Annotated in this window: 20 protein-coding genes; 14 read left to right on the top strand and 6 right to left on the bottom strand. The window is 66.1% G+C overall.

Features of this window, described 5'->3' with window-relative positions; translation table 11 throughout:
• Positions 1-2: 2 nt before the first annotated feature.
• From AC07R1_RS04250 to AC07R1_RS04220, 7 genes are all read left to right on the top strand, one after another.
• Positions 3-1,019, top strand: a complete 1,017-nt coding sequence (locus tag AC07R1_RS04250) for an acyl-CoA dehydrogenase family protein (RefSeq protein WP_495110178.1) — start codon at positions 3-5, stop codon at positions 1,017-1,019.
• Positions 1,016-1,774 carry a PIG-L deacetylase family protein gene (locus AC07R1_RS04245; protein ID WP_401020058.1) on the top strand — a complete coding sequence of 253 codons (759 nt, stop codon included), beginning with the start codon at positions 1,016-1,018 and terminating at the stop codon, positions 1,772-1,774. Before AC07R1_RS04250 ends, AC07R1_RS04245 begins: the two co-directional genes overlap by 4 nt.
• The gene (locus AC07R1_RS04240; RefSeq protein WP_011061168.1) at positions 1,771-2,370 is read left to right on the top strand and encodes a class I SAM-dependent methyltransferase; all 600 of its coding nucleotides are present in this window, start codon (positions 1,771-1,773) and stop codon (positions 2,368-2,370) included. Before AC07R1_RS04245 ends, AC07R1_RS04240 begins: the two co-directional genes overlap by 4 nt.
• Positions 2,367-3,032, top strand: coding sequence for a glycosyltransferase family 2 protein (locus AC07R1_RS04235; protein ID WP_015635520.1), 666 nt, complete (start codon positions 2,367-2,369; stop codon positions 3,030-3,032). Before AC07R1_RS04240 ends, AC07R1_RS04235 begins: the two co-directional genes overlap by 4 nt.
• Positions 3,033-3,314: 282 nt before the next feature.
• Positions 3,315-4,073 (top strand): PIG-L deacetylase family protein, encoded by a 759-nt coding sequence (locus AC07R1_RS04230; protein ID WP_401399982.1) that lies wholly within the window; start codon positions 3,315-3,317, stop codon positions 4,071-4,073.
• An 83-nt stretch (positions 4,074-4,156) separates the two neighbouring features.
• Positions 4,157-4,963, top strand: a complete 807-nt coding sequence (locus AC07R1_RS04225; protein ID WP_011061165.1) for an endonuclease/exonuclease/phosphatase family protein — start codon at positions 4,157-4,159, stop codon at positions 4,961-4,963.
• A gap of 105 nt (positions 4,964-5,068) precedes the next feature.
• On the top strand, positions 5,069-5,758 hold the full coding sequence (locus AC07R1_RS04220; protein ID WP_015635519.1) for an alpha/beta hydrolase: 690 nt from the start codon (positions 5,069-5,071) through the stop codon (positions 5,756-5,758).
• Between the two features lie 118 nt (positions 5,759-5,876).
• Here AC07R1_RS04220 and glgB read toward each other — a convergent pair whose 3' ends face one another.
• The 3 genes from glgB to AC07R1_RS04205 all read right to left on the bottom strand — a co-directional run bounded on the left by glgB (position 5,877) and on the right by AC07R1_RS04205 (position 13,561).
• The gene (gene glgB, locus AC07R1_RS04215; protein ID WP_495110177.1) at positions 5,877-8,108 is read right to left on the bottom strand and encodes a 1,4-alpha-glucan branching protein GlgB; all 2,232 of its coding nucleotides are present in this window, start codon (positions 8,106-8,108) and stop codon (positions 5,877-5,879) included.
• Positions 8,105-11,452, bottom strand: a complete 3,348-nt coding sequence (treS, locus tag AC07R1_RS04210) for a maltose alpha-D-glucosyltransferase (RefSeq protein WP_495110176.1) — start codon at positions 11,450-11,452, stop codon at positions 8,105-8,107. The genes glgB and treS overlap by 4 nt, the downstream gene beginning before the upstream one ends.
• 120 nt (positions 11,453-11,572) lie before the next feature.
• Complete coding sequence (locus tag AC07R1_RS04205) at positions 11,573-13,561, bottom strand: alpha-1,4-glucan--maltose-1-phosphate maltosyltransferase (RefSeq protein WP_053151444.1); 1,989 nt, start codon at positions 13,559-13,561, stop codon at positions 11,573-11,575.
• A gap of 201 nt (positions 13,562-13,762) precedes the next feature.
• On the opposite strand from AC07R1_RS04205, the gene AC07R1_RS04200 reads away from it, so the two are divergent.
• A complete protein-coding gene (locus AC07R1_RS04200; RefSeq protein ID WP_019095231.1) occupies positions 13,763-13,927 on the top strand; it encodes a hypothetical protein in 165 nt (54 codons plus the stop codon).
• Between the two features lie 57 nt (positions 13,928-13,984).
• Here AC07R1_RS04200 and AC07R1_RS04195 read toward each other — a convergent pair whose 3' ends face one another.
• The gene (locus AC07R1_RS04195) at positions 13,985-14,488 is read right to left on the bottom strand and encodes an MgtC/SapB family protein (protein ID WP_011061160.1); all 504 of its coding nucleotides are present in this window, start codon (positions 14,486-14,488) and stop codon (positions 13,985-13,987) included.
• 273 nt (positions 14,489-14,761) lie between these two features.
• Here AC07R1_RS04195 and AC07R1_RS04190 point away from each other — a divergent pair, with 273 nt between their 5' ends.
• The 6 genes from AC07R1_RS04190 (at position 14,762) to AC07R1_RS04165 (ending at position 20,947) form a co-directional block, all read left to right on the top strand.
• Positions 14,762-14,995 carry a DUF3203 family protein gene (locus tag AC07R1_RS04190; protein WP_011061159.1) on the top strand — a complete coding sequence of 78 codons (234 nt, stop codon included), beginning with the start codon at positions 14,762-14,764 and terminating at the stop codon, positions 14,993-14,995.
• A 208-nt stretch (positions 14,996-15,203) separates the two neighbouring features.
• Positions 15,204-16,619 carry a cytochrome c oxidase accessory protein CcoG gene (ccoG, locus tag AC07R1_RS04185; RefSeq protein ID WP_011061158.1) on the top strand — a complete coding sequence of 472 codons (1,416 nt, stop codon included), beginning with the start codon at positions 15,204-15,206 and terminating at the stop codon, positions 16,617-16,619.
• Between the two features lie 157 nt (positions 16,620-16,776).
• Positions 16,777-18,186: a GntR family transcriptional regulator MpaR gene (mapR, locus tag AC07R1_RS04180; RefSeq protein WP_011061157.1), complete on the top strand. Its 1,410-nt coding sequence runs from the start codon at positions 16,777-16,779 to the stop codon at positions 18,184-18,186.
• Between the two features lie 295 nt (positions 18,187-18,481).
• Entirely contained in the window at positions 18,482-19,537 is a 1,056-nt protein-coding gene (locus AC07R1_RS04175; RefSeq protein WP_248766199.1) for a hypothetical protein, read from the top strand.
• 14 nt (positions 19,538-19,551) lie between these two features.
• The gene (locus tag AC07R1_RS04170; protein ID WP_495110175.1) at positions 19,552-20,334 is read left to right on the top strand and encodes a PoNe immunity protein domain-containing protein; all 783 of its coding nucleotides are present in this window, start codon (positions 19,552-19,554) and stop codon (positions 20,332-20,334) included.
• A 58-nt stretch (positions 20,335-20,392) separates the two neighbouring features.
• Positions 20,393-20,947, top strand: coding sequence for a hypothetical protein (locus tag AC07R1_RS04165; RefSeq protein WP_495110174.1), 555 nt, complete (start codon positions 20,393-20,395; stop codon positions 20,945-20,947).
• 226 nt (positions 20,948-21,173) lie between these two features.
• Here AC07R1_RS04165 and AC07R1_RS04160 read toward each other — a convergent pair whose 3' ends face one another.
• On the bottom strand, positions 21,174-21,920 hold the full coding sequence (locus tag AC07R1_RS04160; RefSeq protein WP_047286367.1) for an SDR family oxidoreductase: 747 nt from the start codon (positions 21,918-21,920) through the stop codon (positions 21,174-21,176).
• A gap of 208 nt (positions 21,921-22,128) precedes the next feature.
• The gene (locus AC07R1_RS04155; RefSeq protein WP_495110173.1) at positions 22,129-24,204 is read right to left on the bottom strand and encodes a putative bifunctional diguanylate cyclase/phosphodiesterase; all 2,076 of its coding nucleotides are present in this window, start codon (positions 24,202-24,204) and stop codon (positions 22,129-22,131) included.
• Positions 24,205-24,348 lie beyond the last annotated feature (144 nt).

Here is a 24,348-nt window from a genome sequence, read left to right as displayed (position 1 = left end):
ACATGGACCTGCAAGGCTTCCTGCATCACTCCCCCGACCTGGGGCATGCCGACACCCGCGCCCTGGGCCTGTGCCTGGACGCCCTGGTGGGTGCCGGGCTCGACCGCCTGCCACTGCCCGCCGGGGGCGCCACCCTGCAACGCTGGCAGGCCCTGGCCAGGGTCGCCGGCCATGACCTGGGCCTGTGCAAGCTCTACGAGGGGCACACCGACGCCCTGGCGATCATGGCGGAACTGGGCTGCCCCGTGCCCCCCGGCACCACCTGGGGCACCTGGGCCGCGGAGCCGCCCCAGGCCCGGGTGCACGCCGTTGCCGATGGCCCGCACTGCCGGCTCAGCGGCACCAAGGCCTGGTGCTCGGGGGCCGAGGTGCTCAGCCATGCCCTGCTCACCGCCTGGGACGCCGACGGCCACCAACGCCTGGTGGCGGTGGCCCTGGACCAGCCCGGGGTGCAGGTCGAGAGCGGCAGCTGGCAAGCGGTGGGCATGGCCAGTACCGGCAGCCAGCGGGTTGACTTCCACGAGGCTCGTGGCCAATGGGTCGGCGGGCCGGATGACTACCTGCAGCGCCCGGGCTTCTGGCAAGGCGCCATCGGCATCGCCGCCTGCTGGCTGGGGGCCGCCCAGGCCATCGCACACCCCCTGCGCGAACACTGCGCCAAACGCGACGAGCCCCATGCCCTGGCCCACCTGGGGGCAGTGGACAGCGCCCTGCATCAGGCCGCCTGCGTGCTGCGCCACAGTGCCCGGCAGTTGGATCAGGCGCCCCAGGCCGACTGCCAGTTGCTGGCCCGGCGCGCCCGGGCGGTGACCGAGGCCTGCGTCGACAGCGTGCTGCACCACGTCGGCCGGGCGCTGGGCGCCGGCCCCTATTGCCTGGACCGGCACTTCGCCCGGCTGCTGGCGGACCTGCCGGTGTTCATCCGCCAGAGCCATGCCGAGCGTGACCTGGCCATTCTCGGGCAACAGCTGGCCAACGCCGCCCACGCTGCAGCGGACCCGGGAGGATGGCAACTGTGAAAGCCAATCCGATTGTCGGTCGCGGCACCTCGCTGCGGGCCTGGCAGGCTTCCTCGCAACTGCAGGCCATGGCCGCGGTGGATATTCGAACCCTGGTCCCGCAAGGAGCGCGGGCGGTGATTGTGGCCCCGCACCCGGACGATGAAATCCTCGGCTGTGGCGGCCTCCTGCAACTGCTGGCGGCGCAGGGGCGCGAGCTGCTGCTGATTTCGGTCACCGATGGTTGCGCCAGCCATCCCGGCTCCCGGCGCTGGCCGGTACAGCGCCTGAGCCAGGTACGGCCCCAGGAGTCCGCCGAAGGCTTGCGCCGCCTGGGCCTGCCGCTGCAGCGCTTCACCTGGCTGCGCGCGGGCTTCGAGGACAGCCGCGTCGCCCGGGACGAAGCCGCCCTGACGCAGTTCATCCAGGGTTGCCTGCGCGCCGGTGACGTGCTGTTCAGCACCTGGTGCGAGGACGGCCACTGCGACCACGAAGCCGTGGGCCGGGCCAGCGCCCTGGCCGCCCGGGCCACGGGCGCAAGCCTCAAGGAACTGCCGATCTGGACCTGGCACTGGGCCGATCCCGAGGGCCGGCAGCTGCCCTGGGAGCGGGCCCGCAAGGTGCTGCTCAGCCCTGCCCAGGTGGCCCGCAAGCGCCATGCCATCCACGCCTTTGCCAGCCAACTGGAGGGCGACCCGCAGATCGGCCTGGCGCCCGTGCTGGCACCGCACATCATCGAGCGTCTGCTGCAACCTTTTGAGGTGGTGTTCCTATGAGTGTCGACAGTCGCTATTTCGAAGGGCTGTTCGCCCGGGACCAGGATCCCTGGGCCTTTCGCCAGCGCTGGTATGAACAGCGCAAACGTGCAATCACCCTGGCCAGCCTGCCGCGCCGCCACTACCGGAGCATTTTCGAACCCGGCTGTGCCAACGGCGAACTCAGCGCCGAACTGGCCAGCCGCTGCGACAGCCTGCTGGCCTACGACACCGCGCGCAACGCGGTGGACCTGGCCCGGCAGCGCTTGCGCTCCTTCCCCCACGCCCGGGTGGAACACGGCCGCCTGCCCCAGGACTGGCCCAAGGGGCCCTTCGATCTGATCGTCATCAGCGAGATCGGCTATTACCTGGACGCCGCCGACCTGGCGCAACTGGTGGCACGGGCCCTGGGCTCCCTGGCCGCGGATGGCCAGCTACTGGCCTGCCACTGGCGCCCGCCCATTGCCGAGTGCCCCCTGGATGCCGGACAAGTGCACGAACTGCTCCATCGCCATTTGCAACTGCCACGCTTGCTGGAGCACCAGGAAGCGGACTTTCTCCTCGACCTCTGGGGCCGCGAAGCGGATTCGGTCGCGACCCTGGAGGGCCTGCGATGATCGGAGTGGTGATACCCGCCCATAACGAGGAGCAACTGCTGGCCGACTGCCTGCGCTGCGCCCTGAAAGCCGCCAGCCACCCCGAGCTCAATGAAGACGTGGCGATCCTGGTGGTGCTCGACAGCTGCTCCGACGGTTCTCTGGACATTGCCCGCCAGTTCGCCGTGCAACACCTGCAATTGCAGGTGCGCAATGTCGGACGGGCACGGGCCGCGGGCGCGCAGTTGCTGCTGCAGGCCGGCGCCCGCTGGCTGTCCTGTACCGATGCCGACAGCCGCGTACCCGAAGACTGGCTGGTGGCCCAGTTGGCCCTGGGCGCCGACGCCGTCTGCGGCACCGTCACCGTCGACCGCTGGAGCGAAGGCTTCGAACCCCAGGCCCGGATCCGCTATCACGACGCCTACCAGGACAGCGATGGCCACCGGCACATCCATGGCGCCAACCTCGGCATCAGCGCTGCAGCCTATGTCCGCGCCGGCGGCTTCGAGGCCCTGGCCTGCCACGAGGATGTGCAGCTGGTGCGGCAGTTGCAGCGCTGCGGCGCCAGCATCGCCTGGAGCCGGCATCCGCAAGTGATCACCAGCGGGCGCCTGGATTCGCGGGCCAAAGGTGGGTTCGGCGATTACCTCAAGCGCCTGAACGAACCTTGCGCAGGGCTGTGAAGTACAGCATGGCATTGGTCAGTGCGCCTCCCCGGGGGGAGAATTGCCGTCTACCCTGTGACGGGCTTGGTAATCAGCAAATAAGCCTGGGCTGGCACTGCGTGGAAAGCTCCAGGCTGTGTATGATTACCCCCGAATCGCGGTGCTCCAAAGGTATGGGGCACCGGCACTTCACGCTGAGGCAGGTACCAAGGAATCAGCGTGCGTGCAAACCCAGGGCCGCGACTGAACGGAGGTTCAACCGCTCTTGCCGTGGCCCGGATAACAGGGATGTGACACCCCATGAAAGCCATACCCGCAATCGACAGCAACTGGCCCAGCCAAGTCTGGAACAGTGCCCGCAGCCTGGCCGAGGTGCCGGCCATCAATCTGGCCAGCCTGGTTCCGGCCGGCTCCCGGGCAGTGATAGTCGCCCCTCACCCCGGTGACGAAGTGGTCGCCAGCGGCGGCTTGCTGCAAGTGCTGGCCCACCACGGCTACCCTCTGCAACTGATTTCCATCAGCGACGGCAGCGCCAGCCATCCCGGGTCGGAGCTATGGCCCAAACGCCGCCTGAGCGTGTTCCGGCCCCAGGAAAGCGCCGAAGCCCTGCGTCGCCTGGGCCTGCCCCTGCACAGCCTGAAGTGGATCCGCGGCGGCTTTGCCGACAGCGCCTTGAGCGAACGGGAACAGCAGCTGGTGCCCTTCATCTGCCGCTACCTGCGCGACACCGACGTGGTGTTCAGCACCTGGCGCGCCGATGGCAACCTCGACCACGAAGCCGTGGGCCGGGCCACGGCCAAGGCCGCGAGCCTGGTGGGTGCGCGTTTTCATGAGATCCCGATCTGGGCCTGGCACTGGGCGGCCCGCGAGGAGCACCAGATCCCCTGGCAGCGTGCGCGCAAGCTGCGCCTGGACACCTGGACCGTGGCCCGCAAGCGCCACGCCGCCCACGCCTATGCCAGCCAGTTGCAGGGCGAGCCGGAGATCGGCCTGGAGCCGTCGCTGTCGCCGGTGCTGCTGGAGCGCCTGCGCCTGCCCTACGAGATCATCCTGATGTAGGCCTGCGCGGGTGGAAAATAAGCTGAACGCACACACCGGTCGCCAGTCCCATCTGTAACCGCCACTGATTCCAAGGAGCCCGCGTGAGCAGCGATTCCACCCGCCAGCCCAACCCCGAGGCGGTCCAGCGGTTACGCGTTCTGACCGTCAACACCCACAAGGGCTTCACCGCCCTGAACCGCCGCTTCATTCTTCCGGAACTGCGCGAGGCCGTGCGCAGTACCCAGGCCGACCTGGTGTTTCTCCAGGAAGTGCTGGGCGAGCACGAGCGCCATGCCTCGCGCCTGGACAACTGGCCTCAGCAGTCACAGTACGAGTTTCTCGCCGACAGCATGTGGAGCGACTACGCCTACGGGCGCAACGCGGTGTACCCCGACGGCCATCACGGCAACGCCCTGTTGTCGAAGTTTCCGATCCGCCAGTACCGCAACCTCGATGTTTCGATCACCGGCCCCGAGCGCCGGGGCCTGCTGCACTGCGTGCTGGATGTGCCCGGCCACGCCGAGGTCCACGCCATCTGCGTGCACCTGAGCCTGCTGGAAAGCCATCGCCAGTTGCAGCTGGCGCTGCTGGGCCAGTTGCTCGAATCACTACCCGAGGAGGCACCGGTGATCATCGCCGGCGACTTCAATGACTGGCAGATGCACGGCAACGCCACCCTGGGCCGGCGCAACGACCTGCACGAAGCCTTCGAACGCCATCATGGCCGCCCGGCCAAGACCTACCCGGCACGCTGGCCACTGCTGCGCCTGGATCGGGTCTACCTGCGCAACGCCCACAGCCACCGCCCGCAGATCCTCGGCAACAAGCCCTGGACCCACCTCTCCGATCACCTGCCGCTGGCGGTGGAAGTGCACCTGCCGCCTGGGGCCGCACATCAGAATTCATGAATAAATAGCCGTATTCCCGCCAGAGTCGACCATGCTTTTCCCCGAACCCGAGCCTGGGGGCGCCCGCCTCCGGGCCAACCTTGAGCCCAGAGAAGGAATCAAGCGATGAGCGAGCAACCCACGATTGTCCTGGTCCACGGTTTCTGGGGCGGTGCCGCCCACTGGAACCGGGTCATCGTCGAACTGCTGAACCGCGGTTACGAGAAGATCCGCGCCGTGGAACTGCCCCTGACCTCCCTCGCCGAGGACGTCGAACGGACCCGCAAACTGGTGGCCCAGCAAGCGGGGCCGGTGCTGCTGGTGGGGCACTCCTACGGCGGCGCGGTGATCACCCAGGCCGGGCATGCGCCGAACGTCGCGGGCCTGGTGTACATCGCCGCCTTCGCCCCGGACCAGGGTGAAAGCCCCGGTGGCCTGACCCAGGAGTTCCCGCCTGAAGCCGCCGCCAATCTGGCGCCCGACAGCGACGGCTACCTCTGGGTGCGTCCGGAGCGTTTCCAGCAGAGCTTCTGCCAGGATCTCAGCCCCCAGGAAGGGCTGGTCATGGGCCTGACCCAGAAGGCGCCGCTGGCCAGCACCTTCGGCGACGCCCTGGGGGCCCCGGCATGGCGCGACAAACCTTCCTGGTACCAGGTGTCCCGTGCCGACCGCATGATCGCCCCGGCGAACCAGGAGCGCATGGCCGCCCGGCTCAACGCCCGCAAGGTCATTCACCTGGACGCCAGCCACGCCTCCCTCGCCTCCCAGCCCGGGCCCGTAGCCGCGCTGATCGCCGAGGCCGCCGACTCCCTGTAACCGGTTGACTGGGCGATCTTCAGACGAGCCGTTGGCGTCCTCGCAAACCCCGCGCCCCAGCGACGGAGCGCCGCCCAGACCGTTCGCAACCTTCGGCAGCGGCTACAGGACGCCTGGGTCAACTGTCAGGGCGCAGGATCAGTACGGCCAGCGGCGGCAGGTTGAGTACCAGGGACAGGGCCTGGCCATGGCTGCTCTGCTCTTCGCTGAAGGCCTCGCCACCGTTGCCGTAGTTGGAGCCGGCATACAGTTGCGAATCGCTGTTGAGCAACTCGCTCCAGCGCCCCGCCACCGGCACGCCGACGCGATAGCCCTGGCGTGGCACCGGGGTGAAGTTGGCCACCACCAGCAGCGGTTCGCCGCTCTTGCTCCAGCGCAACCAGGCATAGACGCTGTTGATCGCATCGTCGCCGATCAGCCATTGGAAACCCTGGGGCACGTCGTCCTGGTCGTGCAGCGCCGGGTACTGGCGATACAGGCGGTTGAGGTCCCCCACCAGTTGTTGCACCCCGCGGTGCTCGGGGTATTGCAGCAGGTACCAGTCCAGTTGCTGGTCGTGGTTCCACTCGCGCCATTGGCCGAACTCGCAGCCCATGAACAGCAGCTTCTTGCCCGGATGGGCCCACATGAAGCTCAGGTAGGCCCGCAGGTTGGCGAACTTCTGCCAGCGATCGCCGGGCATCTTGTCGATCAGCGAGTGCTTGCCGTGCACCACTTCGTCGTGGGAGATCGGCAGGATGAAACGCTCGGACCAGGCGTACACCAGGCCAAAGCTCAGTTCGTTGTGATGGTGGGCGCGGTACACCGGGTCCTGCTGGATGTAATGCAGGGAATCATGCATCCAGCCCATGTTCCATTTATAGGCAAAGCCCAGGCCGCCCTGGTCGGTGCGCTGGCTGACCCCGGGCCAGGCGGTGGACTCCTCGGCGATCACCAGGGCGCCCGGGGCCTCCAGGGCCACGACGTCGTTGAGGTGGCGCAGAAAATCGATGGCTTCGAGGTTTTCCCGGCCGCCGTGGCGGTTCGGCACCCATTCCCCGGCCTTGCGCGAATAGTCGCGGTAGAGCATCGAGGCCACGGCATCCACCCGCAGGCCGTCGACGTGGAAATGCTTGAGCCAGTGCAGCGCCGAAGCCAGCATGAAACCGTGCACTTCGGTACGCCCCAGGTTGTAGATCAGGGTGTCCCAGTCCTGGTGGAAGCCCTCCAGGGGGTTGCCGTACTCATACAGTGCAGTGCCGTCGAACTGCGCCAGGCCGTGGGTATCGGTGGGAAAGTGCGCCGGCACCCAATCGAGAATCACCCCGATGCCTGCCTGGTGGCAGGCATCGACGAAGGCTGCGAAATCCTGCGGGCTGCCGTAGCGGGCGCTGGGGGCGAACTGCGACAGCGGCTGGTAGCCCCAGGAGCCGCCAAACGGGTGCTCCATGATCGGCATCAGTTCGATATGGGTAAACCCCAGGTCCTTGACGTAGGGAATCAGCCGTTCGGCCAGTTCGGCCCAGCTGTACTGGCGGGCCACTTCTCCAAGGTCGTCCACTTCGCACTGCCAGGAACCGGCATGCAGCTCATAGATCGACAGCGGCGCGTCCACCCGCTGGCGCTCGCCACGGGCCAGCATCCACTCCTGGTCCTGCCACTCGATGGTCAGGGGCGGCGCGACTCTGGAGGCAGTGTCCGGCGGCAACTGCGTGGCCAGGGCCATGGGGTCGGCCTTGAGCGGCAGGATGCCCTGAGGCCCGAGGATCTCGTATTTGTAGGCCTCGCCCGCCTGCAGGCGCGGGATGAACAGCTCCCAGACCCCGGAGGGATGGCGCAGGCGCATCGGGTGCCGGCGCCCGTCCCAGATATTGAAGTCGCCCACCACCGAGACCCGCCGGGCATTCGGTGCCCAGACCGCAAAACGCACGCCGTCGATGCCGTCCACGGTGGTCAGTTGCGCCCCCAGGCAGGAACTGAGGTCGCGGTGATTGCCTTCGGCAAACAGGTACAGGTCCATCTCCCCCAGCAGGGGGCCGAAGCTGTAGGGGTCTTCACTGACCTGTTCGCCCCCGGCCCATTGAATGCGCAAGAGATAGGGCCGGGCCTCGGGAAAGTGCCCGACAAACAGCCCCGGCACCTCACCGGCTTGCAGGCTGCCGAGCACCTGCTGCGGGTCGCGGTCGAGCACCTGCACACTCAGCGCCCCGGGCAGGAAAGCGCGGATGAATTGCCCGCCGGCGCCATCGCCGTGGGGCCCGAGAATGGCGAATGGATCGCGGTGTTCGGCCCGTACCAGGGCGTCGATGGCCTTGGCCGAAGGAAGCAATGCCAGTTGCTGCTTTCCCTGTTCCTTGTTCGAGAAACTCATGACTGCTCTCCACCACTCTCAATATCGGAAAAGGGTTTCAGTTCACGTAACAGCCCCACCAGGCCGTGCAATGGCACAGGCAACCAGGCGGGACGGTTCTCCGCTTCATAGGCCAGCTCGTAGGCGGCCTTCTCCAGGCTGAACAGTGCCAGGGCGGCATCCGCGGCCGCCGGGTCCTGCCAGCCATGGGCAAGATTAGCCGTCGCCAGCCGATACGCCTGGACAAAGGCGTGGCGCGCCTCGGCCAGGTAGCGCGTGACCACTTTGCGCCGCCCCGCCGCCGCGCCTTGCGCGCCGTCCACCGCCGGTGCCTCCAGGGCCATGGCCGCCGCGTAGTCGAAGGAACGCAGGACCCCACTGACATCCTTGTACGGGCTGTGCTTGCCGCGGCGCTCGGCCAGGGGCCGGGCCGGCTCGCCCTCGAAGTCGATCAGGTAGGCATCGCCCTTGATCACCAGTACCTGCCCCAGGTGCAGGTCGCCGTGGACACGAATCCGCACGCCCCCCACCAACTGTTTGGCCAGTTGCTGGATGTGACCCAGGATCAGCGCCTTATGCTGCAACAATTTGCCGAGCAATTTCTGCTCCCCTGCCGCGAGTTCGGCCTGGTGCTGTTGAAGCAGTTGCAACCCGCGCTCCAGTTGCTCGGCAACCTGCTGGTTCCAGGCCTGGGCATCCTTGGCGGTGGCGTGCTCGGGAGCGAAATCCGGATTGTCGCTGGGGGCCGCCAGCAGCAGGTGCATTTCCCCCAGGCGCTGGCCCAGCAGGCCGGCGAAATCCTGGAGCTCGCCCAGGGCGTTGTAGTGCTGCTCCTGCTCGGACATGGCCTCGGCCAGCTCGTCGCGGATCGCCCGCTCGAGGTTGTTCTGGGTCCACTCCCAGGCATCGCCCTGATTGTTCAGGTAGCCCTGGGCGATCATCAGCAGATGGTCTTCGCCCTGGGCATCGCGGCGCAGCACCGAGCCCAGCAGCGGCGAGATGTGGGCAAAGCCGGCAGCGGTGAGGAAGGCGCCCATTTCCAGTTCCGGGTGAATGCCCCCCGCCACCTTGCGGATCAGCTTGAGCACCAGGCTGCCGCCCACCACCACCGAGCTGTTGGATTGCTCCGCCGACAGGTAGCGCACCTCGGCGTCGGCCCCCAGGCCCAGCGCCGCCAGCTGCGCGGTGGCCTCGAAACGGATCTGGCCCTGCTCGCTGTCCAGGCAGGTGGTGCCCTGCAGCGCCAGCAGCACGTTGCGCACGAAACTGTCGAGGGCGAAGGCGTCGGTGATCAGCCCCACCTGGCGCCCGCGACGCACCCGGGCCATGGCCAGTTGCTGGGGCAAGGCGCTGTTGATCTGCTCTTCGGCCAACAGGCCGAACGGCAACTGGTAGCGCTCGCTGCGCCCGGCGCTGGTGACTTCGATCTCGCTGAGCAGCACCGGGTGCTGCGGGTCGCCAAAGCGCACGCCGTAGGCGATCCGCGCCTGGTCGATGGCGCTGTCCTTGCCGGCGAACCAGCGCCGCTTGGGCAGCCAGTTGGGCAGTACTTCCTGCTCCAGGGTGGTGCGCGATGGCGCTTCGAGCAATTCTTCGAGGCGTTTCTTCAGCACCAGGGTGGTGAAATCCGGCAGGCTCTGGGCCGGTTCCACGTGCCAGCTGGGCATCTGGTTTTCCGCCGCCAGGACGAACCAGTAGAAACCGTAGGGCGCCAGGGTCAGGAGGAAATTCAGCTGGCCAATGGGCGGAAAGGCGTTCCCGCCGAGCATCTCCACCGGCACCATGCCCGCGAACGCCGAGAGGTCCAGCTCCGCGGCCTGGGCGCTGCGCGAGACGTTGGCCACGCACAGGATGATCTCCTGCTTGCCGTCAGACCCGGTGTATTCCCGGGTATAGGCCAGGATCCGTCGGTTGCTCGGCGACAGCATCTTCAGCGTGCCGCGGCCAAAGGCCTTGGACTGCTTGCGCACCGCCAGCATGCGCCGGGTCCAGTTGAGCAGCGAATGGGGATCGCCGGACTGGGTCTCGACGTTGACTGACGGGTAGCCGTACAGCGAATCCATGATCGGCGGCAGCACCAGGCTGGCCGGGTCGGCCCGGGAGAAACCGCCGTTGCGATCGATGGACCATTGCATCGGCGTACGCACGCCATCCCGGTCCCCCAGGTAGATGTTGTCGCCCATGCCGATCTCGTCGCCGTAGTACAGGGTCGGGGTACCGGGCATCGACAGCAGCAGGCTGTTGAGCAGCTCGATGCGCCGCCGGTCACGCTCCATCAACGGCGCCAGGCGCCGGCGGATCCCCAGGTTGATCCGCGCCCGGCGGTCGGCGGCGTAGTAGTTCCACAGGTAGTCGCGCTCGCGGTCGGTGACCATTTCCAGGGTCAGTTCATCGTGGTTGCGCAGGAAGATCGCCCACTGGCAGTTGGCCGGGATCTCCGGGGTCTGGCGCAGGATGTCGGTGATGGGGAAGCGATCCTCCTGGGCCAGGGCCATGTACATGCGCGGCATCAGCGGAAAGTGGAAGGCCATGTGGCACTCGTCGCCGTCGCTGCCTGTGACATCACCAAAGTACAGCTGGGTGTCTTCCGGCCATTGGTTGGCCTCGGCCAGGAGCATGCGGTCCGGATAGTTGGCGTCGATTTCGGCGCGGATCTGCTTGAGCACCTGATGGGTCTCCGGCAGGTTCTCGTTGTTGGTGCCATCGCGCTCAATCAGGTAGGGAATGGCGTCCAGGCGCAGGCCGTCGATGCCCATGTCGAGCCAGTAGCGCATCACCGAGAGCACGGCCTTCATCACCTGGGGGTTGTCGAAGTTGAGGTCCGGCTGGTGGGAGTAGAAGCGGTGCCAGAAGTACTGGCCGGCCACCGGGTCCCAGGTCCAGTTGGACTTCTCGGTGTCGAGAAAGATGATCCGCGTGCCGTCGTATTTCTGGTCGTCGTCGGACCACACGTAGAAATTGCGCGCCGCCGAACCCGGCTTGGCCTTGCGTGCCCGCTGGAACCAGGGGTGCTGGTCGGAAGTGTGGTTGATCACCAGCTCGGTGATCACCCGCAGCTCGCGCTTGTGGGCCTCGGCGATAAAGCGCCGGGCGTCAGCCAGGGTGCCGTAGTCGGGGCTGACCCCTCGGTACTCGGCGATGTCGTAGCCGTCGTCACGCCGCGGCGAGGGGTAGAACGGCAACAGCCAGATGGTGTTGACCCCCAGGTCCTTGATGTAGTCGAGTTTGGCGATCAGCCCGGGAAAATCGCCGATTCCGTCGTTGTTGGAATCGAAGTAGGACTTCACATGCACCTGGTAGATCACCGCGTCCTTGTACCAGAGCGGGTCCTTGATAAAGGTCGTGGGGCGAGGTTTCTTGGCCATGTCGGGCTCCTGAAAAAATTGAATTCGCAGCTGCCACAAACCACGCCCCACCGTGGGAGCTGGCTTGCCAGCGAAGGCGTCGGCCGGGCCTGCACAAGGCCCATGGGCCCAAGCCGGCTCCTACGTGGCGGTGATGCGCCAGATGCCGAAGGGCTGCGCCGGTTCGATGCGCATGAACTGGGTCTTGCCGTACCAGGTCCAGCGGTGGCCGTTCATCAGGTCCTCGCCCTGGGTCTGGGCGTCATCGGCCAGGCCCATTTCCCACAGCGGCAATTCGAAATGCGCCTCCTGGGGGTTGAACGGGTCGAGGCTGACCGCCACCAGCACGAAGTTGTCGCCGCTGCGCTTGCCGAAATACAGGATGTGGTCATTCCAGGCGTTGTACAGCTTGAGCCCCAGGTGGCTGTGCAGCGCCGGGTTCTGCCGGCGGATGCGGTTGAGCTGGGCGATCTCGGCAATGATGTTGCCCGGCGCCGAGAAGTCCCGTGGGCGGATCTGGTATTTCTCCGAATCCAGGTACTCCTCCTTGCCCGGCACCGGCGCCGATTCGCACAGCTCGAACCCGGAATACATGCCCCACAGCCCGGATCCCATGGTGGCCAGCACCGCGCGGATCAGAAACCCAGGGCGCCCCGAGTCATGCAGGAACTGCGGGTTGATGTCCGGGGTGTTGACGAAGAAGTTGGGGCGGAAGCAGTCGCGCCACGGCGGCTGGTTGAGTTCGGCCAGGTAGCTGGACAACTCGCTCTTGGTGTTGCGCCAGGTGAAGTAGGTGTAGCTCTGGGTGTAACCGACCTTGCCCAGGCGCGCCATCATCGCCGGGGTGGTGAAGGCTTCGGCGAGGAAGATCACCTCCGGATACTGGCGGCGCACTTCGCCGATCAGCCACTGCCAGAACGGCAGCGGCTTGGTGTGGGGGTTGTCCACGCGAAAGGTCTTGACCCCCTCCTCGACCCAGCCGATGACGATGTCCCGCAGCTCCAGCCACAGGCTGGGAATGGCCTCGGCGGCATAGAAGTCGACATTGACGATGTCCTGGTACTTCTTCGGCGGGTTCTCGGCGTATTTGATGGTGCCGTCCGGGCGCCAGTTGAACCAGCCCGGGTGCTGCTTGAGCCAGGGGTGGTCCTGGGAGCACTGGATGGCGAAGTCCAGGGCGATCTCCAGGCCGTGGTCGGCGGCCGCCGCCAGCAGCCGGCGGAAGTCCTCCCGGCTGCCCAGTTGCGGGTGGATGGCCTCGTGGCCGCCCTCCTCGCTGCCGATTGCATAGGGGCTGCCGGGATCGTCCGGGCCTGCGCTCAGCGAGTTGTTGGGCCCCTTGCGGTGGCTGCGGCCGATGGGGTGGATCGGCGGGAAATACAGCACGTCAAAGCCCATGTCGTGAATCATCGGCAGCCGCGAATGAACGTCGTTGAACGTGCCGTGGCGGGCCGGATCGTCGGTGATCGAGCGGGGAAACAGCTCGTACCAACTGGCGAACTGGGCCTGTAGCCGCTCCACATCCAGCGGGTACTCGGGGCTCAGGCTCAGGTAGGGCCGGTGATCGGCCTCGGCCATCAGGCGCGCGCTGGACTCGCTGAGAAACAGCGCCACCTGCTCGGCCTCCAGCAACCCTGACAGCTCGCGCTGCAACGCCAGCAACTGCTCGCGCAGCGGCCCTTCGCTGCGCTCGGCGGCCTGTTGCACATGGCTGCGGCCCTCCTGCAGCTCCAGGCTGACCGCAACCCCGGCCAGGTGCTTTTTCTCCAGCTCGTAGCAGAAGCTGGCGAACTGATCGATCCAGGCTTCGATGCAGAAGCGGTAGCGCCCCACTTCGGGCACCGTGAAACGCCCCAGCCAACCGTCGTTGCCCTGGTCTTCCAGGGCCTGGCTGGCCCAGCTGTCCTGCTGCTCGTTGTGCCAGCGCACCCGCACCGCCAGTTTGTCGTGGCCGTCGGCGAATACCTTGCACGCCACCTCTACCTCCTGGCCGGCCACCGCCTTGACCGCGAACTGGCCGCCGTCGAGCACCGGGCGGATGCTCTCGATGGCAATGCGCGGCAGCAGCAGGGCCTGGGACAACGGCAGGTGCGCCTGGTATTGCTGTTCGGTCGGTTTTTCTACAGTCATCGAGCATCACCCCTTTTTCACGTCTTCGACGCTCTGGTGGCGGGGCCGCGGCCCCGGTGAATCAATGCACTTAGGTTCCGAGCCAAAGCCTGCGGCGAAAGTTCACCGCGATTGGTCGGCCAAGCGGCGGGAATCAAATCCGCGCCGCTGCGGTCCACCAGAAGAGCCCGTGCATCTGCAAGCACAAAGGAGGCCAGCGCGATGAATATCCCGATCCCGGCAGAAACCCCCGATCCCAACATCGACCAACCGACCCTGCCCCCCAGCGAGCCTGAGCCGATCCCGGAGCAGGAACCGCCGGAAAGCACCCCGCCACCCAAGGGCGACCCGCCCACTACCATGCCGCCGGTGGTGGTCAGCGCCTGAGCCCGGGCGCCCGCCCAGCCAGCAAGCATAGACAGCCGCGTGGGGAGGCCCGGAGCATCAGCCGTCCTGGCGCTTTTCCAGGCGCCGGACAATCAGCGGCATCAGGCTGAAGACCATCAGCGCCAGCAAGGTACTGAGCACCGCCGTGGCCTCGCGGCCCATGCCGGCGGCCACACCGATGGCTGCGGTCATCCACAGCCCGGCGGCGGTGGTCAGGCCCTTGACGTGCTGGCCCTGGTCTTCTTCACGGCCCTTGAGGATGGTCCCGGCGCCGAGAAAACCGATCCCGGCGATGACCCCCTGGAGCACCCGGCTCATGGCATCAGCCTGGGCCCCGGACAGGCTCGGCACCAGCACGAACAGGGCCGCGCCCATGGCCACCAGCATATGGGTGCGAACCCCGGCGGCCTTGCCCTGATGCTCGCGTTCGAAGCCCAGAATGCCCCCCAGCAGGGCCGCCACCAGCAGCCGCAGGGTGATCTGGGTCAGTTGCCGGGCATCGCCGATATCGGCGAATTCGTCTTGCAGGGTCAGCCAGACTTCTTGCCACCAGGTGTTCATGCGATCGCTCCTCGTCCCTTCGCGGGTTCCTGAGCGATGGACCGCGCCCGCCAGCAAAAGGTGCCGCCATCACCACCGCAGGAACCGGCTTGCCGGAGAAAAGGCCCCAAGCCGGCTGCCAACCCCACGGACGCCTTCGCTGGCCAGCCAGTTCCTGCACAAGCCTGCGCCCCCACCCGCCAGCGCCTGCCCAGCCACCGTTGATCGCCGTGGTCGAACCCTGGCCAGCCCCTGCGCCCTAACCTGTACAGCCATTGCCTTGAGGTAACCGCCATGAGCCTGCGAATCGAAAACCAGACCTGCTATTTCGACACCGAAACCCTGCACCAGCACCTCCCGGCCAGCGCCGTGACCATCATCACCGACAGCGCCAAGTCGATGTCGGCGGTGGACCTGGGTGGCGAGCGGGTCTACATCACCGAAGCAGAAGCCGACGCATTGACCGTAGCAGGCGCCACCGACGGCCGGCGCCATCTGAAAGCCAGTGAAGGTGATTCGGTGATTTGACTGACCTGGATCAGGGCCCGCCCCGCGGCCCTGTGCCAGCACGGCCTGCAGCCCTCCCTGGTGGCACCTGAGGGGGTACGGCAAGTTGTCGCAGGGGCGCTGCAAAGGGCCATCTGATCCGGTTTTTTATCAGATACCTGAGTCTGTTATGCAAACAGATCCGTGGTCATAGTTGCCCGGCCTGATGGAGGCTGATGAGCGAACGACCATGAGCGAAAGAATCCCCGTCCGATTAGTAGAAACCTTCGAACCTTCACGCCCTACACAGATGAAGACGAAGACCACTGACAAACACGTCTACACCCGCAGTTTCAGCGGCCTGTTCCGCACCCTGCGCATGAGCGGCGCAGGTTTCCTGTTCCTGCTGTTCTTCGGCACCGTGTGGCTCAACTGGGGTGGCCGCCAGGCCGTGCTCTGGGACCTGGCCGAAAGCAAGTTCCACATTTTCGGCGCAACCTTCTGGCCCCAGGACTTCATCCTCCTCTCGGCGCTGCTGATCATCTGCGCCTTCGGCCTGTTCGCCATCACCGTGTTCGCCGGCCGCGTCTGGTGCGGCTACACCTGCCCGCAAAGCTCGTGGACCTGGCTGTTCATGTGGTGCGAAAAGGTCACCGAGGGCGAGCGCAACCAGCGGATCAAGCTGCAGGCCGCGCCCTGGGGCCTGAACAAGCTGGCCCGCCGAGCCATGAAGCACACCCTGTGGCTGGGCATCAGCCTGCTCACCGGCCTGACCTTCGTTGGCTACTTCACCCCCATCCGCCCCCTGGCCCAGGAACTGCTGACCCTGCAGATCGGCGGCCTGAGCCTGTTCTGGGTGCTGTTCTTCGCCGCGGCCACCTACATCAACGCCGGCTGGCTGCGCGAGGCGGTGTGCATGCACATGTGCCCTTATGCGCGCTTCCAGAGCGTGATGTTCGACAAGGACACCCTGACCATTTCCTACAACCCGGTGCGCGGCGAAAGCCGTGGCCCGCGCAAGCGTGATGTGAAGCCTGCCGATGTCGGCCTGGGCGACTGCATCGACTGCCAGCTGTGCGTACAGGTCTGCCCTACCGGAATCGACATCCGCGACGGCCTGCAGATGGAGTGCATCGGCTGCGCTGCCTGCATCGACGCCTGCGACTCGATCATGGACAAGATGGGCTACGCCCGCGGCCTGATCGCCTACACCTCGGAACACGAGTTGCAAGGCGGCAAGACCCACCTGCTGCGTCCGCGCCTGGTGGGCTACAGCCTGGTGCTGCTGGTGATGATCGGCGCCCTGGCCCTGGCCCTGGTGCAGCGGCCGATGGTGTCCCTGGACGTGAGCAAGGACCGCGGCCTGTTCCGCGAGAACGCCCTGGGCCAGATCGAGAACATCTACAGCCTGAAGATCATCAACAAGACCCAGGAACGCCAGCAGTACCACCTGGCCCTGGTGGATGGCGAAGGCTTCGAGCTGCAGGGCAAGACCGAGCTGAGCCTGGCCCCCGGTGAGATCACCGACCTGCCGGTGTCCGTGGCGATGACCCAGGACAAGGCGCAGAGCAGCTCCCAGGCCATCAGTTTCAAGGTCAGCGACAGCGATGACCCCGGCGTCTACGCCGTGGCCAAGAGTCGTTTTGTCGCGCCGATGAACCGCTGAGCCTCTAGAATGCCCTGGCGAGGGAGCCGGCTCCCCCCGGGGCCGGCCCCGGAGCCAATGAACCGGACACCCGCCGCCAGCCCGCTGGCGGCGTTCGTCACTCCCTCGCCACCGCAGATATGTCGACCCGATGACCAGACTGGATCCTCAACCGCAGATGAAACGCTACGAAAAATTCGCCGATGACATCGCCGAACTGATCCGCTCCGGGGTCCTGGGGCCGGGCCAGCGTGTGCCTTCGGTGCGCTACGCCAGCCAGACCTACGGGGTCAGCCCGTCGACGGTGTTCCAGGCCTATTACCTGCTGGAGCGTCGCGGCCTGATCCGCGCCCGCCCGCGCTCCGGCTACTTCGTCAATGCCCACGCGCCGAGCCCGTTCTCGGAGCCGGTGATCAGCAGCGAAGTCAATGAATCCACCGAAGTCGATGTCAGCGAACTGGTGTTCTCGGTGCTCGATTCGATCAAGGACCCGAGCACCGTGCCTTTCGGCTCGGCGTTCCCCAGCCCGACCCTGTTCCCCCTGCAGCGCCTGTCGCGCTCCCTGGCCAGCGCCAGCCGCGAGATGGACCCGCGGGTGGTGGTCACCGACATGTCGCCGGGCAATCCGCAGCTGCGCCGGCAGATCGCCCTGCGCTACATGGTGGCCGGGCTGATGCTGCCCATGGAGGAGTTGCTGATCACCAACGGCGCCCTGGAGGCGCTGAACCTGTGCCTGCAAGCGGTGACCGAGCCCGGCGACCTGGTGGCCATCGAGGCTCCGGCCTTCTACGCCAGCCTGCAAGTGCTGGAGCGGCTCAAGCTCAAGGCGGTGGAAATCCCCGTGCACCCGCGCGACGGCATCGACCTCGGGGTGCTGGCCCAGACCCTGGAGCGGCACCCGATCAAGGCCTGCTGGTGCATGACCAACTTCCAGAACCCCATGGGCGCGAGCATGCCCGAGGCGAAGAAACAGGAGCTGGTGGAGCTGCTGCGCCAGCACCAGGTGCCGCTGATCGAAGACGACGTCTACGCCGAGCTGTACTACGGCCAGCAGGCGCCGAAACCGGCCAAGGCCTTCGACACCGAGGGCCTGGTGATGCACTGCGGCTCCTTCGCCAAGAGCCTGGCCCCGGGCTACCGCATCGGCTGGGTCGCGGCCGGGCGCTATGCGCAGAAGATCGAACGGCTGAAACTGATGACCTCGCTGTGTGCCTCGATGCCGGCCCAGGCGGCGATTGCCGACTACCTGCAACACGGTGGCTACGACCGCCACCTGCGCAAGCTGCGCTATGCCCTGGAAGAACAGCAGAGCGCCATGCTGGCGGCGATCGCCCGCTACTTCCCGGCCCAGACCCGGGTCAGCCAGCCGGCCGGCGGCTACTTCCTGTGGCTGGAGCTGCCGCCGCAGATGGACTCGCTGAAACTGTTCCAGATGGCCCTGGCCCAAGGCATCAGCATCGCCCCGGGGCCGATCTTTTCGCCGACCCAGCGCTTTCGCAACTGCATCCGCCTGAACTACGGCAGCCCGTGGAACGAAGCCGCGGAAAAGGCCATGGAAACCCTGGGGCGGATCATTCGGTCCTTTTGAGCACAACCGCCCCACCCGCACCTGTAGGAGCCAGCTTGCCGGCGAAGAGGCCCGCAAGCCATGCAGCGCCTGAGCGGACGCCTTCGCTGGCAAGCCGGCTCCTACGGGGCGGTACACACCGCGCAATCTCCAGGCCGAGTGAGTCGCTGCAAGAGCGGAACCGCAAGTAGCCGCACCCGCCGGAATGGATATGTACCCCATCCCACGCGCCCCATCAAAGAACCAAATCCCCTTGCCACCTCCCCTCAACTCATTCAGCATCCGCGCTCCAATTTTCCAGGGAAAGGAACACGTCATGGTCGAAGACCTGTATTACGACGACTACCCAGAGGCCAAGGCCGAACTGATCAAGGCCATCGAACGCGACCGCCTGCCACTGCTGACCCAGGAACTCAACGCCTACGACTGCATCCAGGCGATCTTCGAGCTGGACGCCATTAACAACCCCAAGGACGAGGAAGACGCCTTCTTCGACCTGGCCCTGGCCCTGATCGGCTGGATTCCCGGCCCCGGGCAAGGCCTGAAGATCCTCCTGCGCCTGATCAATCGCGCCCCCCAGCGCCACGCCGAAAAGCTCTTCGACCTGATCCGCCACACCCTGCTGGCCTGCCGCCTGAAGACCAGCCCCGAACAGCTGCTGGAAAAGTGCCTGGACCCATTGCGCCTGGCCGAAGAACTGCCCGAGATCATCCGCGGCGTGAGCGCCTCCAGCACCTTCAACGGCCTCACGTCCCAGCAGCAGCGCCTGGTGCTGCACAACCTCAACGAAGCCTGCGAACACACCGAGTTCCTCATGGTGACGGTGCAAGAGCGCATCGCCCCGTGGATCGCCGAGCAGCGCAACAACTCGGCCGCCGCCCACAGCCGCGGCCCGGCCCTGGCGCCCAAGCCGCAGTCGTCCCTGGAACCGCGCCCACCGACCATCACCGCCGCGCCACAACCCGGCGCCCACGACGCCGCAAGCCTCGCCCAGGACGTCAACCAGGGCCTGGAACACCTCACCGGTGAGGGCCACTGGCTGGAACTGAACCTGCACTACCCGAACCTGGAGCCGGTGTCCGGCGCCGCTTACCGAGCGGTGTTCAGTGACGGCTCGCAAGCCGAGGGCAGCCTCGACCAGGAAGGTTTTGCCCGCCTGGAAGGCATCCCCGAAGGCCCGGTGCAGGTCTACTACGGCGAAGACCCGCGCCCCTACCTGCGCCGGCCAATCGTTGCCCTGCCCGCGGATGCACAGCAGTTGGAAGAAGAGCTGGAGCAGCTCGACCTGGAGCCCGCCGAAGTCGACCTGGCGACCCTGCTGCTGGAAACCTCGCAGCGCAAGGCGCCCTTCACCCTGATTCCCGTCTACTGAGCCAAGGCACCGACATGAACCGCAGACAAGTGTTTCTCAGCCACAAGCAGTACCACGACTTCCTCGAAAGCCTGGCCGGCGAAGAGGCCCATTGGCAGACCCATTCGATGATGGCCGACAGCCCCGAGCAGGAAGCCTCCCTCAAGGCCTCCAATGTGCGCAGCGCGCGCCTGCACCACCTGATCCTGGGCTACACCGGCGGTGCACCCATGGAGCAACTGGCCCGGGAGCTGGATGGGGTGATCGAAGGCTACGAGGACTACCAGCACAAGATGGGGGTTTATGAAGAACGGCCGGATATCGCGCCGCTGAACATCCAAGACTACCCCGACGAGTACGAGGAATATGTCCAGGTCATCAGCCTGTGCATCCTGCTGCAACGCAGCGACCTGCTACCGCGCCTGGTGCTGCTGCAGGACCGTGCCGGCTTTGGCGGCCAGGACACCCTGATCGAGGACCTGCTCAAGGCCTACCTGCCGGATCGTGAAGACGTTGATCAGTGGTTCCACGACGTCTCCACGCCCCTGATCCGGGCCATCTACACCGAAGATCCGGATGAACCCCGGGAACTGCTGGTGGAGTACTGCGACCAGTGGTATGAAGCGTTCGAACAGGCCCCATGGCACGACAGCCACCTGGACGGCGACGAGGGTTCCTACTTCGGCTACTGGGCCTTTGAAGCCGCGGCAGTGGCCTACCTCTACGGCCTGGACGACAGCGCGGTCAAGCACATGGTCTTCCCCCGGGAGATGCTCGAATACGCCCGGCGCTTTACCCCGCCGCCAATGCCCCAATAGCTGGCGCAGCACTGATAGCCCCCGTTTACCGCCTCTTCTTAAAGGTTATGCATTGCCCATGAAATCCTGGATCAAGACCCTGCTGATCACCCTGCTCGCGGCCGCCCTGTGCCTGCTGTTCTCCCGCGTTGTGCTGCCCCCGCTGATGGTGCATCTGATACCGCCGAGCTGGGAAGGCGTCCCGTGGTTCGGGGTCAATCTGCTGCTGGCGGGTTTCCTGGCCGGGCTGGTGGTGGCGCCCCTGCTGCGGACCCGGCGTTATTACCCGGTGCCGCTGCTGCTTCTGCTGTCCGTCCTGGTGGTGGTCGGCAATTGGGCGCAGAACCGCTGTAACGACGCCCAGTTGCAGGCCATCGAACAGCTGGAAAGGCGCAGCGCGAGCCATTCGAACCTGGGGATCGCCAACGAGGAACCCGCACCTTCGGCGCCCGTGGACGTGAGCGCCATACCGGGCGTCTGGGCCCATGAGCAAGGCGATGGATATGGCTACAGCTGCAACCGCCCGGGGGAAACCCTGGGGTTCCTGATGCCACAGTTGATGAGCTTTGGCATCAGCGTGCTGGGGCTGTTGCTGGCCCTGCTGATCGGCCCCGGCCGCCGCCGCGCCCGCTGAGGAAACCGTAGGAGCTGGCTTGCCAGCGAAGGCATCCGCAAGCGCGGCGCAAGACTCAAGGGCCCCTTCGCCGGCAAGCCGGCTCCTACGGATTAGGCCACAAGAACGGAGGGAAACCGCAGGAGCTGGCTCGCCAGCGAAGGCGTCCGCAAGCGCGGCGCAAGGCTTGAGGGCCCCTTCGCCGGCAAGCCGGCTCCTACGGGTTAGGCCGCAGACTTGCGGGGGCTCAGCGCCCGCCGCCCAGGTCAACGAAGGTGCCGGTGGCATAGGAAGCCTTGTCCGACAGCAGCCAGACAATCGCCTCGGCCACTTCATCAGGACGCCCGCCGCGGCCCATGGGGATTGCCGACTCCAGCTTGCTGACCCGGTCGGCGTCGCCGCTCAGGGCATGAAAGTCGGTGTAGATGTAGCCCGGGCGCACCGCGTTGACGCGGATGCCCTCGCCCGCCACTTCCTTGGACAGGCCGATGGTGAAGGTGTCCAGGGCGCCCTTGGAGGCGGCGTAGTCGACGTATTCCCCCGGCGAACCCAAGCGCGCCGCCACCGAGGAGACGTTGACGATGCTGCCGCCCTGCCCGCCATGGCGCGGCGACATGCGCAGCACGGCGTGCTTGGCGCAGAGGATCGGCCCCATGACATTGGTCTTCATGATCTTCTGGATGCGAAATTCGGACATTTCATCCAGCCGCGACTTGTGGCCCACGGTCCCGGCGTTGTTGACCAGGGCCGTGACCCGCCCCAGCTCGCTGTCGACCCGGTGGAACAGGCCGATCACTTCATCCTCGATGCTGACGTCGGCGCGCACCGCGATGGCCTGCACACCCAGGGCCCGAACCTGCTCCAGCACCTGCAGGGCGGACTGTTCGTCGGCCTGGTAGTTGATGCACACCTTGAATCCCTGCTGCGCGGCCAACACTGCCGTGGCGGCGCCTATACCCCGTCCGCCACCGGTGATGACGATGACTTTATCCATGCTGCCGACTCCCTCACTGAACATTTCAACGCGAGCCATTAAACACCGCGCGGGCAGCGATGAAAACTGCGCACATGTGCCCCTTCTGGCCAGTAGGAATGCACGACAGCACCGCGTGCCGACGGTGCAAGCCGGCTGGAGGCCCGACAGCGGCAATATCCCTGCGAACTGCCGCCCGATCGCGACCGCTACCGGCCAGGCGCCAGGCTCAGGCTTTTTCTTCGCCCCGGTGGATACCCTGCATGAAACCTTCAGGCGGCAGAGGATGACCAAGGAAATAGCCTTGCAGGGAATCACAGCCCAGCTGGGTGAGGAAGGTCTGCTGCACTCCGGTTTCCACGCCCTCGGCGACGATCCGCAGGCCCAGGGCCTGGCCCAGGGCGACAATGGCCGAGACGATGGCGGCATCGTCGCTGTCGTGCTCCAGGTCGCGGACGAAACCGCGGTCGATCTTCAGCTCGTTGGCCGGCAGGCGCTTGAGGTACATCAGGCTGGAATAGCCGGTGCCGAAATCGTCGATGGACAGGTCCACCCCCATGTCCGCCAGCTGTTGCAGGACCAGCATGCTGACATCGGCGTCGTTCATCGCCGTGGTTTCGGTGATTTCCAGGGTCAGGTTGTTGGCCGGCAGGTGGTAGCGCTCCAGGGCATTGGCCACGCTCTTGACCAGCCCGGTATGGCAGAACTGCAGGGCCGAGAGGTTTACCGCGATGCGCCAGTCGGTGTAGCCCTGGACGTACCACTCGCGCATCTGCCGGCAGGCCTCGTTGAGCACCCACTCGCCGATGGCAATGATCAGCCCGGTCTTCTCCGCCAGTTCGATGAACTTGTCCGGCAGCAACAGGCCATGCTGGGGATGCTCCCAGCGCAGCAGCGCCTCGGCCCCCACCGGCAGGCCATTGGCGGCGTCGAACTTGGGCTGGTAATGCAGGCGAAACTGATGATGCTCCAGGGCATTGCGCAAATCCTGCAGCAATTGCAACTGGCGCCGGGCGTTGCTGTTCATCGAGGCATCGAAAAAACTGTAGCCATTCTTGCCGGTGCCCTTGGCGTGGTACATCGCTGCATCGGCGTTCATCAGCAGTTCCTGTGCACTCAGGCCATTGCCGGGGTACACCGCAATGCCGATGCTGGCGGAAATCTGCAGGTCATGCTCGGCCACCCGGAACGAGCGCGATACCAGCCCCACCTGGCGTGCCGCCAGGCGCAGGGCATCGTCCGGCTCGGCCAGTTGCACCAGCAGCACGAACTCATCGCCACCGATCCGCGCCAGGGTGTCTTCGCTGCGTAAATCCTCGCGCAGGCGCTGGGCCACTTCGCGCAGCAACTGGTCGCCCATGTGGTGGCCAAAGGCGTCGTTGACCGGCTTGAAACCGTCCAGATCGATGAACATCAGCGCAAAACAGCCACCATGGGCAGTGACCCGGTGCATCGCCTGGTCAATGCGGTCGGCCAGCAGAATGCGGTTCGGCAGCCCGGTCAGGGTGTCGTGCAGCGCCAGTTGGGTCAGTTCCTTGTTGGCTTCGGTCAACGATTGCGCCAGCACCGCGGTGCGGGCTTCCAGCCGCGCATCCAGCACCGAGGTCAGCAAGGCTATGATCAGCACCGCCAGGGTGGTGATCAGCACCAGGTTGTCCAGGCCCTTGCCGCTCAGACCGTTGCCCAGGGCGCCGCAGAAACTGCCATCGGCGAAACGCGCCGCGGCCATGCCGGTGTAATGCATGCCGACGATGGCAAAGCCCATGACAATCGCCGCGCCGGTTCGGGCCAGGCGCACGTAAGGGGTGTTCTGACGCAGGCGAAAGGCAATCCACAGCGCCGCCAGCGACGCGCCGAAGGCAATCAGCAGCGAGGCGCCGAACAGGCTCGGGTCGTAGTCGATGCCCGGCTGCATGCGCATGGCCGCCATGCCGGTGTAGTGCATGCCACTGATGCCCGAGCCCATGATCAGCGCGCCGAACAGCAACTGCCACAGCGGCAGCCGCGGCTGGCTCACCAGCCACAGGGCAAAGCCGCAGGACAGGATCGAGATCAGCAGCGACAAGGCGGTGAGCTGGATGTCGTAGCCCAGGTCGATGGGCAGGCTGAAGGCCAGCATGCCGATAAAGTGCATGGACCACACACCGACGCCCATGGCCAGGGCTCCGCCCATCATCCATAGATAAGCGGCACGGCCGTTGGTGGTGGCAATGCGCCCGGTCAGGTCGAGGGCGGTATAGGAAGCGAGGATCGCCACGAAGATGGAGATCAGGACCAGTGCGGAGGAGTAGCTACCGATGAGCATGAGACGTCTCTTGGCCGTTGTGCCGACATCCCTGCGCGGCGGGCAAAACCGCAGATTGTACTGATTGCGCGGAAGAACGCATCTACAAAGTTAGCAAAAAGCCATTAGTCGGACAGAACGCCGTTTTCGGCTGCCTCATACCCC

It is taken from the genome of Pseudomonas sp. GW821-FHT07F01, from assembly GCF_059418825.1.
Note: the sequence above shows the minus strand (reverse complement) of the source record. Positions and strands in the feature narration are given on the sequence as shown.

Bases quoted from the DNA above. Each gene is read 5' to 3' on its own strand.
- AC07R1_RS04250 (WP_495110178.1), top strand. From the start codon at position 3: ATGGACCTGCAAGGCTTCCTGCATCACTCCCCCGACCTGGGGCATGCC.
- AC07R1_RS04240 (WP_011061168.1), top strand. From the start codon at position 1,771: ATGAGTGTCGACAGTCGCTATTTCGAAGGGCTGTTCGCCCGGGACCAG.
- AC07R1_RS04235 (WP_015635520.1), top strand. From the start codon at position 2,367: ATGATCGGAGTGGTGATACCCGCCCATAACGAGGAGCAACTGCTGGCC.
- AC07R1_RS04230 (WP_401399982.1), top strand. From the start codon at position 3,315: ATGAAAGCCATACCCGCAATCGACAGCAACTGGCCCAGCCAAGTCTGG.
- AC07R1_RS04220 (WP_015635519.1), top strand. From the start codon at position 5,069: ATGAGCGAGCAACCCACGATTGTCCTGGTCCACGGTTTCTGGGGCGGT.
- glgB (WP_495110177.1), bottom strand. From the start codon at position 8,108: ATGAGTTTCTCGAACAAGGAACAGGGAAAGCAGCAACTGGCATTGCTT.
- treS (WP_495110176.1), bottom strand. From the start codon at position 11,452: ATGGCCAAGAAACCTCGCCCCACGACCTTTATCAAGGACCCGCTCTGG.
- AC07R1_RS04205 (WP_053151444.1), bottom strand. From the start codon at position 13,561: ATGACTGTAGAAAAACCGACCGAACAGCAATACCAGGCGCACCTGCCG.
- AC07R1_RS04200 (WP_019095231.1), top strand. From the start codon at position 13,763: ATGAATATCCCGATCCCGGCAGAAACCCCCGATCCCAACATCGACCAA.
- AC07R1_RS04195 (WP_011061160.1), bottom strand. From the start codon at position 14,488: ATGAACACCTGGTGGCAAGAAGTCTGGCTGACCCTGCAAGACGAATTC.
- AC07R1_RS04190 (WP_011061159.1), top strand. From the start codon at position 14,762: ATGAGCCTGCGAATCGAAAACCAGACCTGCTATTTCGACACCGAAACC.
- ccoG (WP_011061158.1), top strand. From the start codon at position 15,204: ATGAGCGAAAGAATCCCCGTCCGATTAGTAGAAACCTTCGAACCTTCA.
- mapR (WP_011061157.1), top strand. From the start codon at position 16,777: ATGAAACGCTACGAAAAATTCGCCGATGACATCGCCGAACTGATCCGC.
- AC07R1_RS04175 (WP_248766199.1), top strand. From the start codon at position 18,482: ATGGTCGAAGACCTGTATTACGACGACTACCCAGAGGCCAAGGCCGAA.
- AC07R1_RS04170 (WP_495110175.1), top strand. From the start codon at position 19,552: ATGAACCGCAGACAAGTGTTTCTCAGCCACAAGCAGTACCACGACTTC.
- AC07R1_RS04165 (WP_495110174.1), top strand. From the start codon at position 20,393: ATGAAATCCTGGATCAAGACCCTGCTGATCACCCTGCTCGCGGCCGCC.
- AC07R1_RS04160 (WP_047286367.1), bottom strand. From the start codon at position 21,920: ATGGATAAAGTCATCGTCATCACCGGTGGCGGACGGGGTATAGGCGCC.
- AC07R1_RS04155 (WP_495110173.1), bottom strand. From the start codon at position 24,204: ATGCTCATCGGTAGCTACTCCTCCGCACTGGTCCTGATCTCCATCTTC.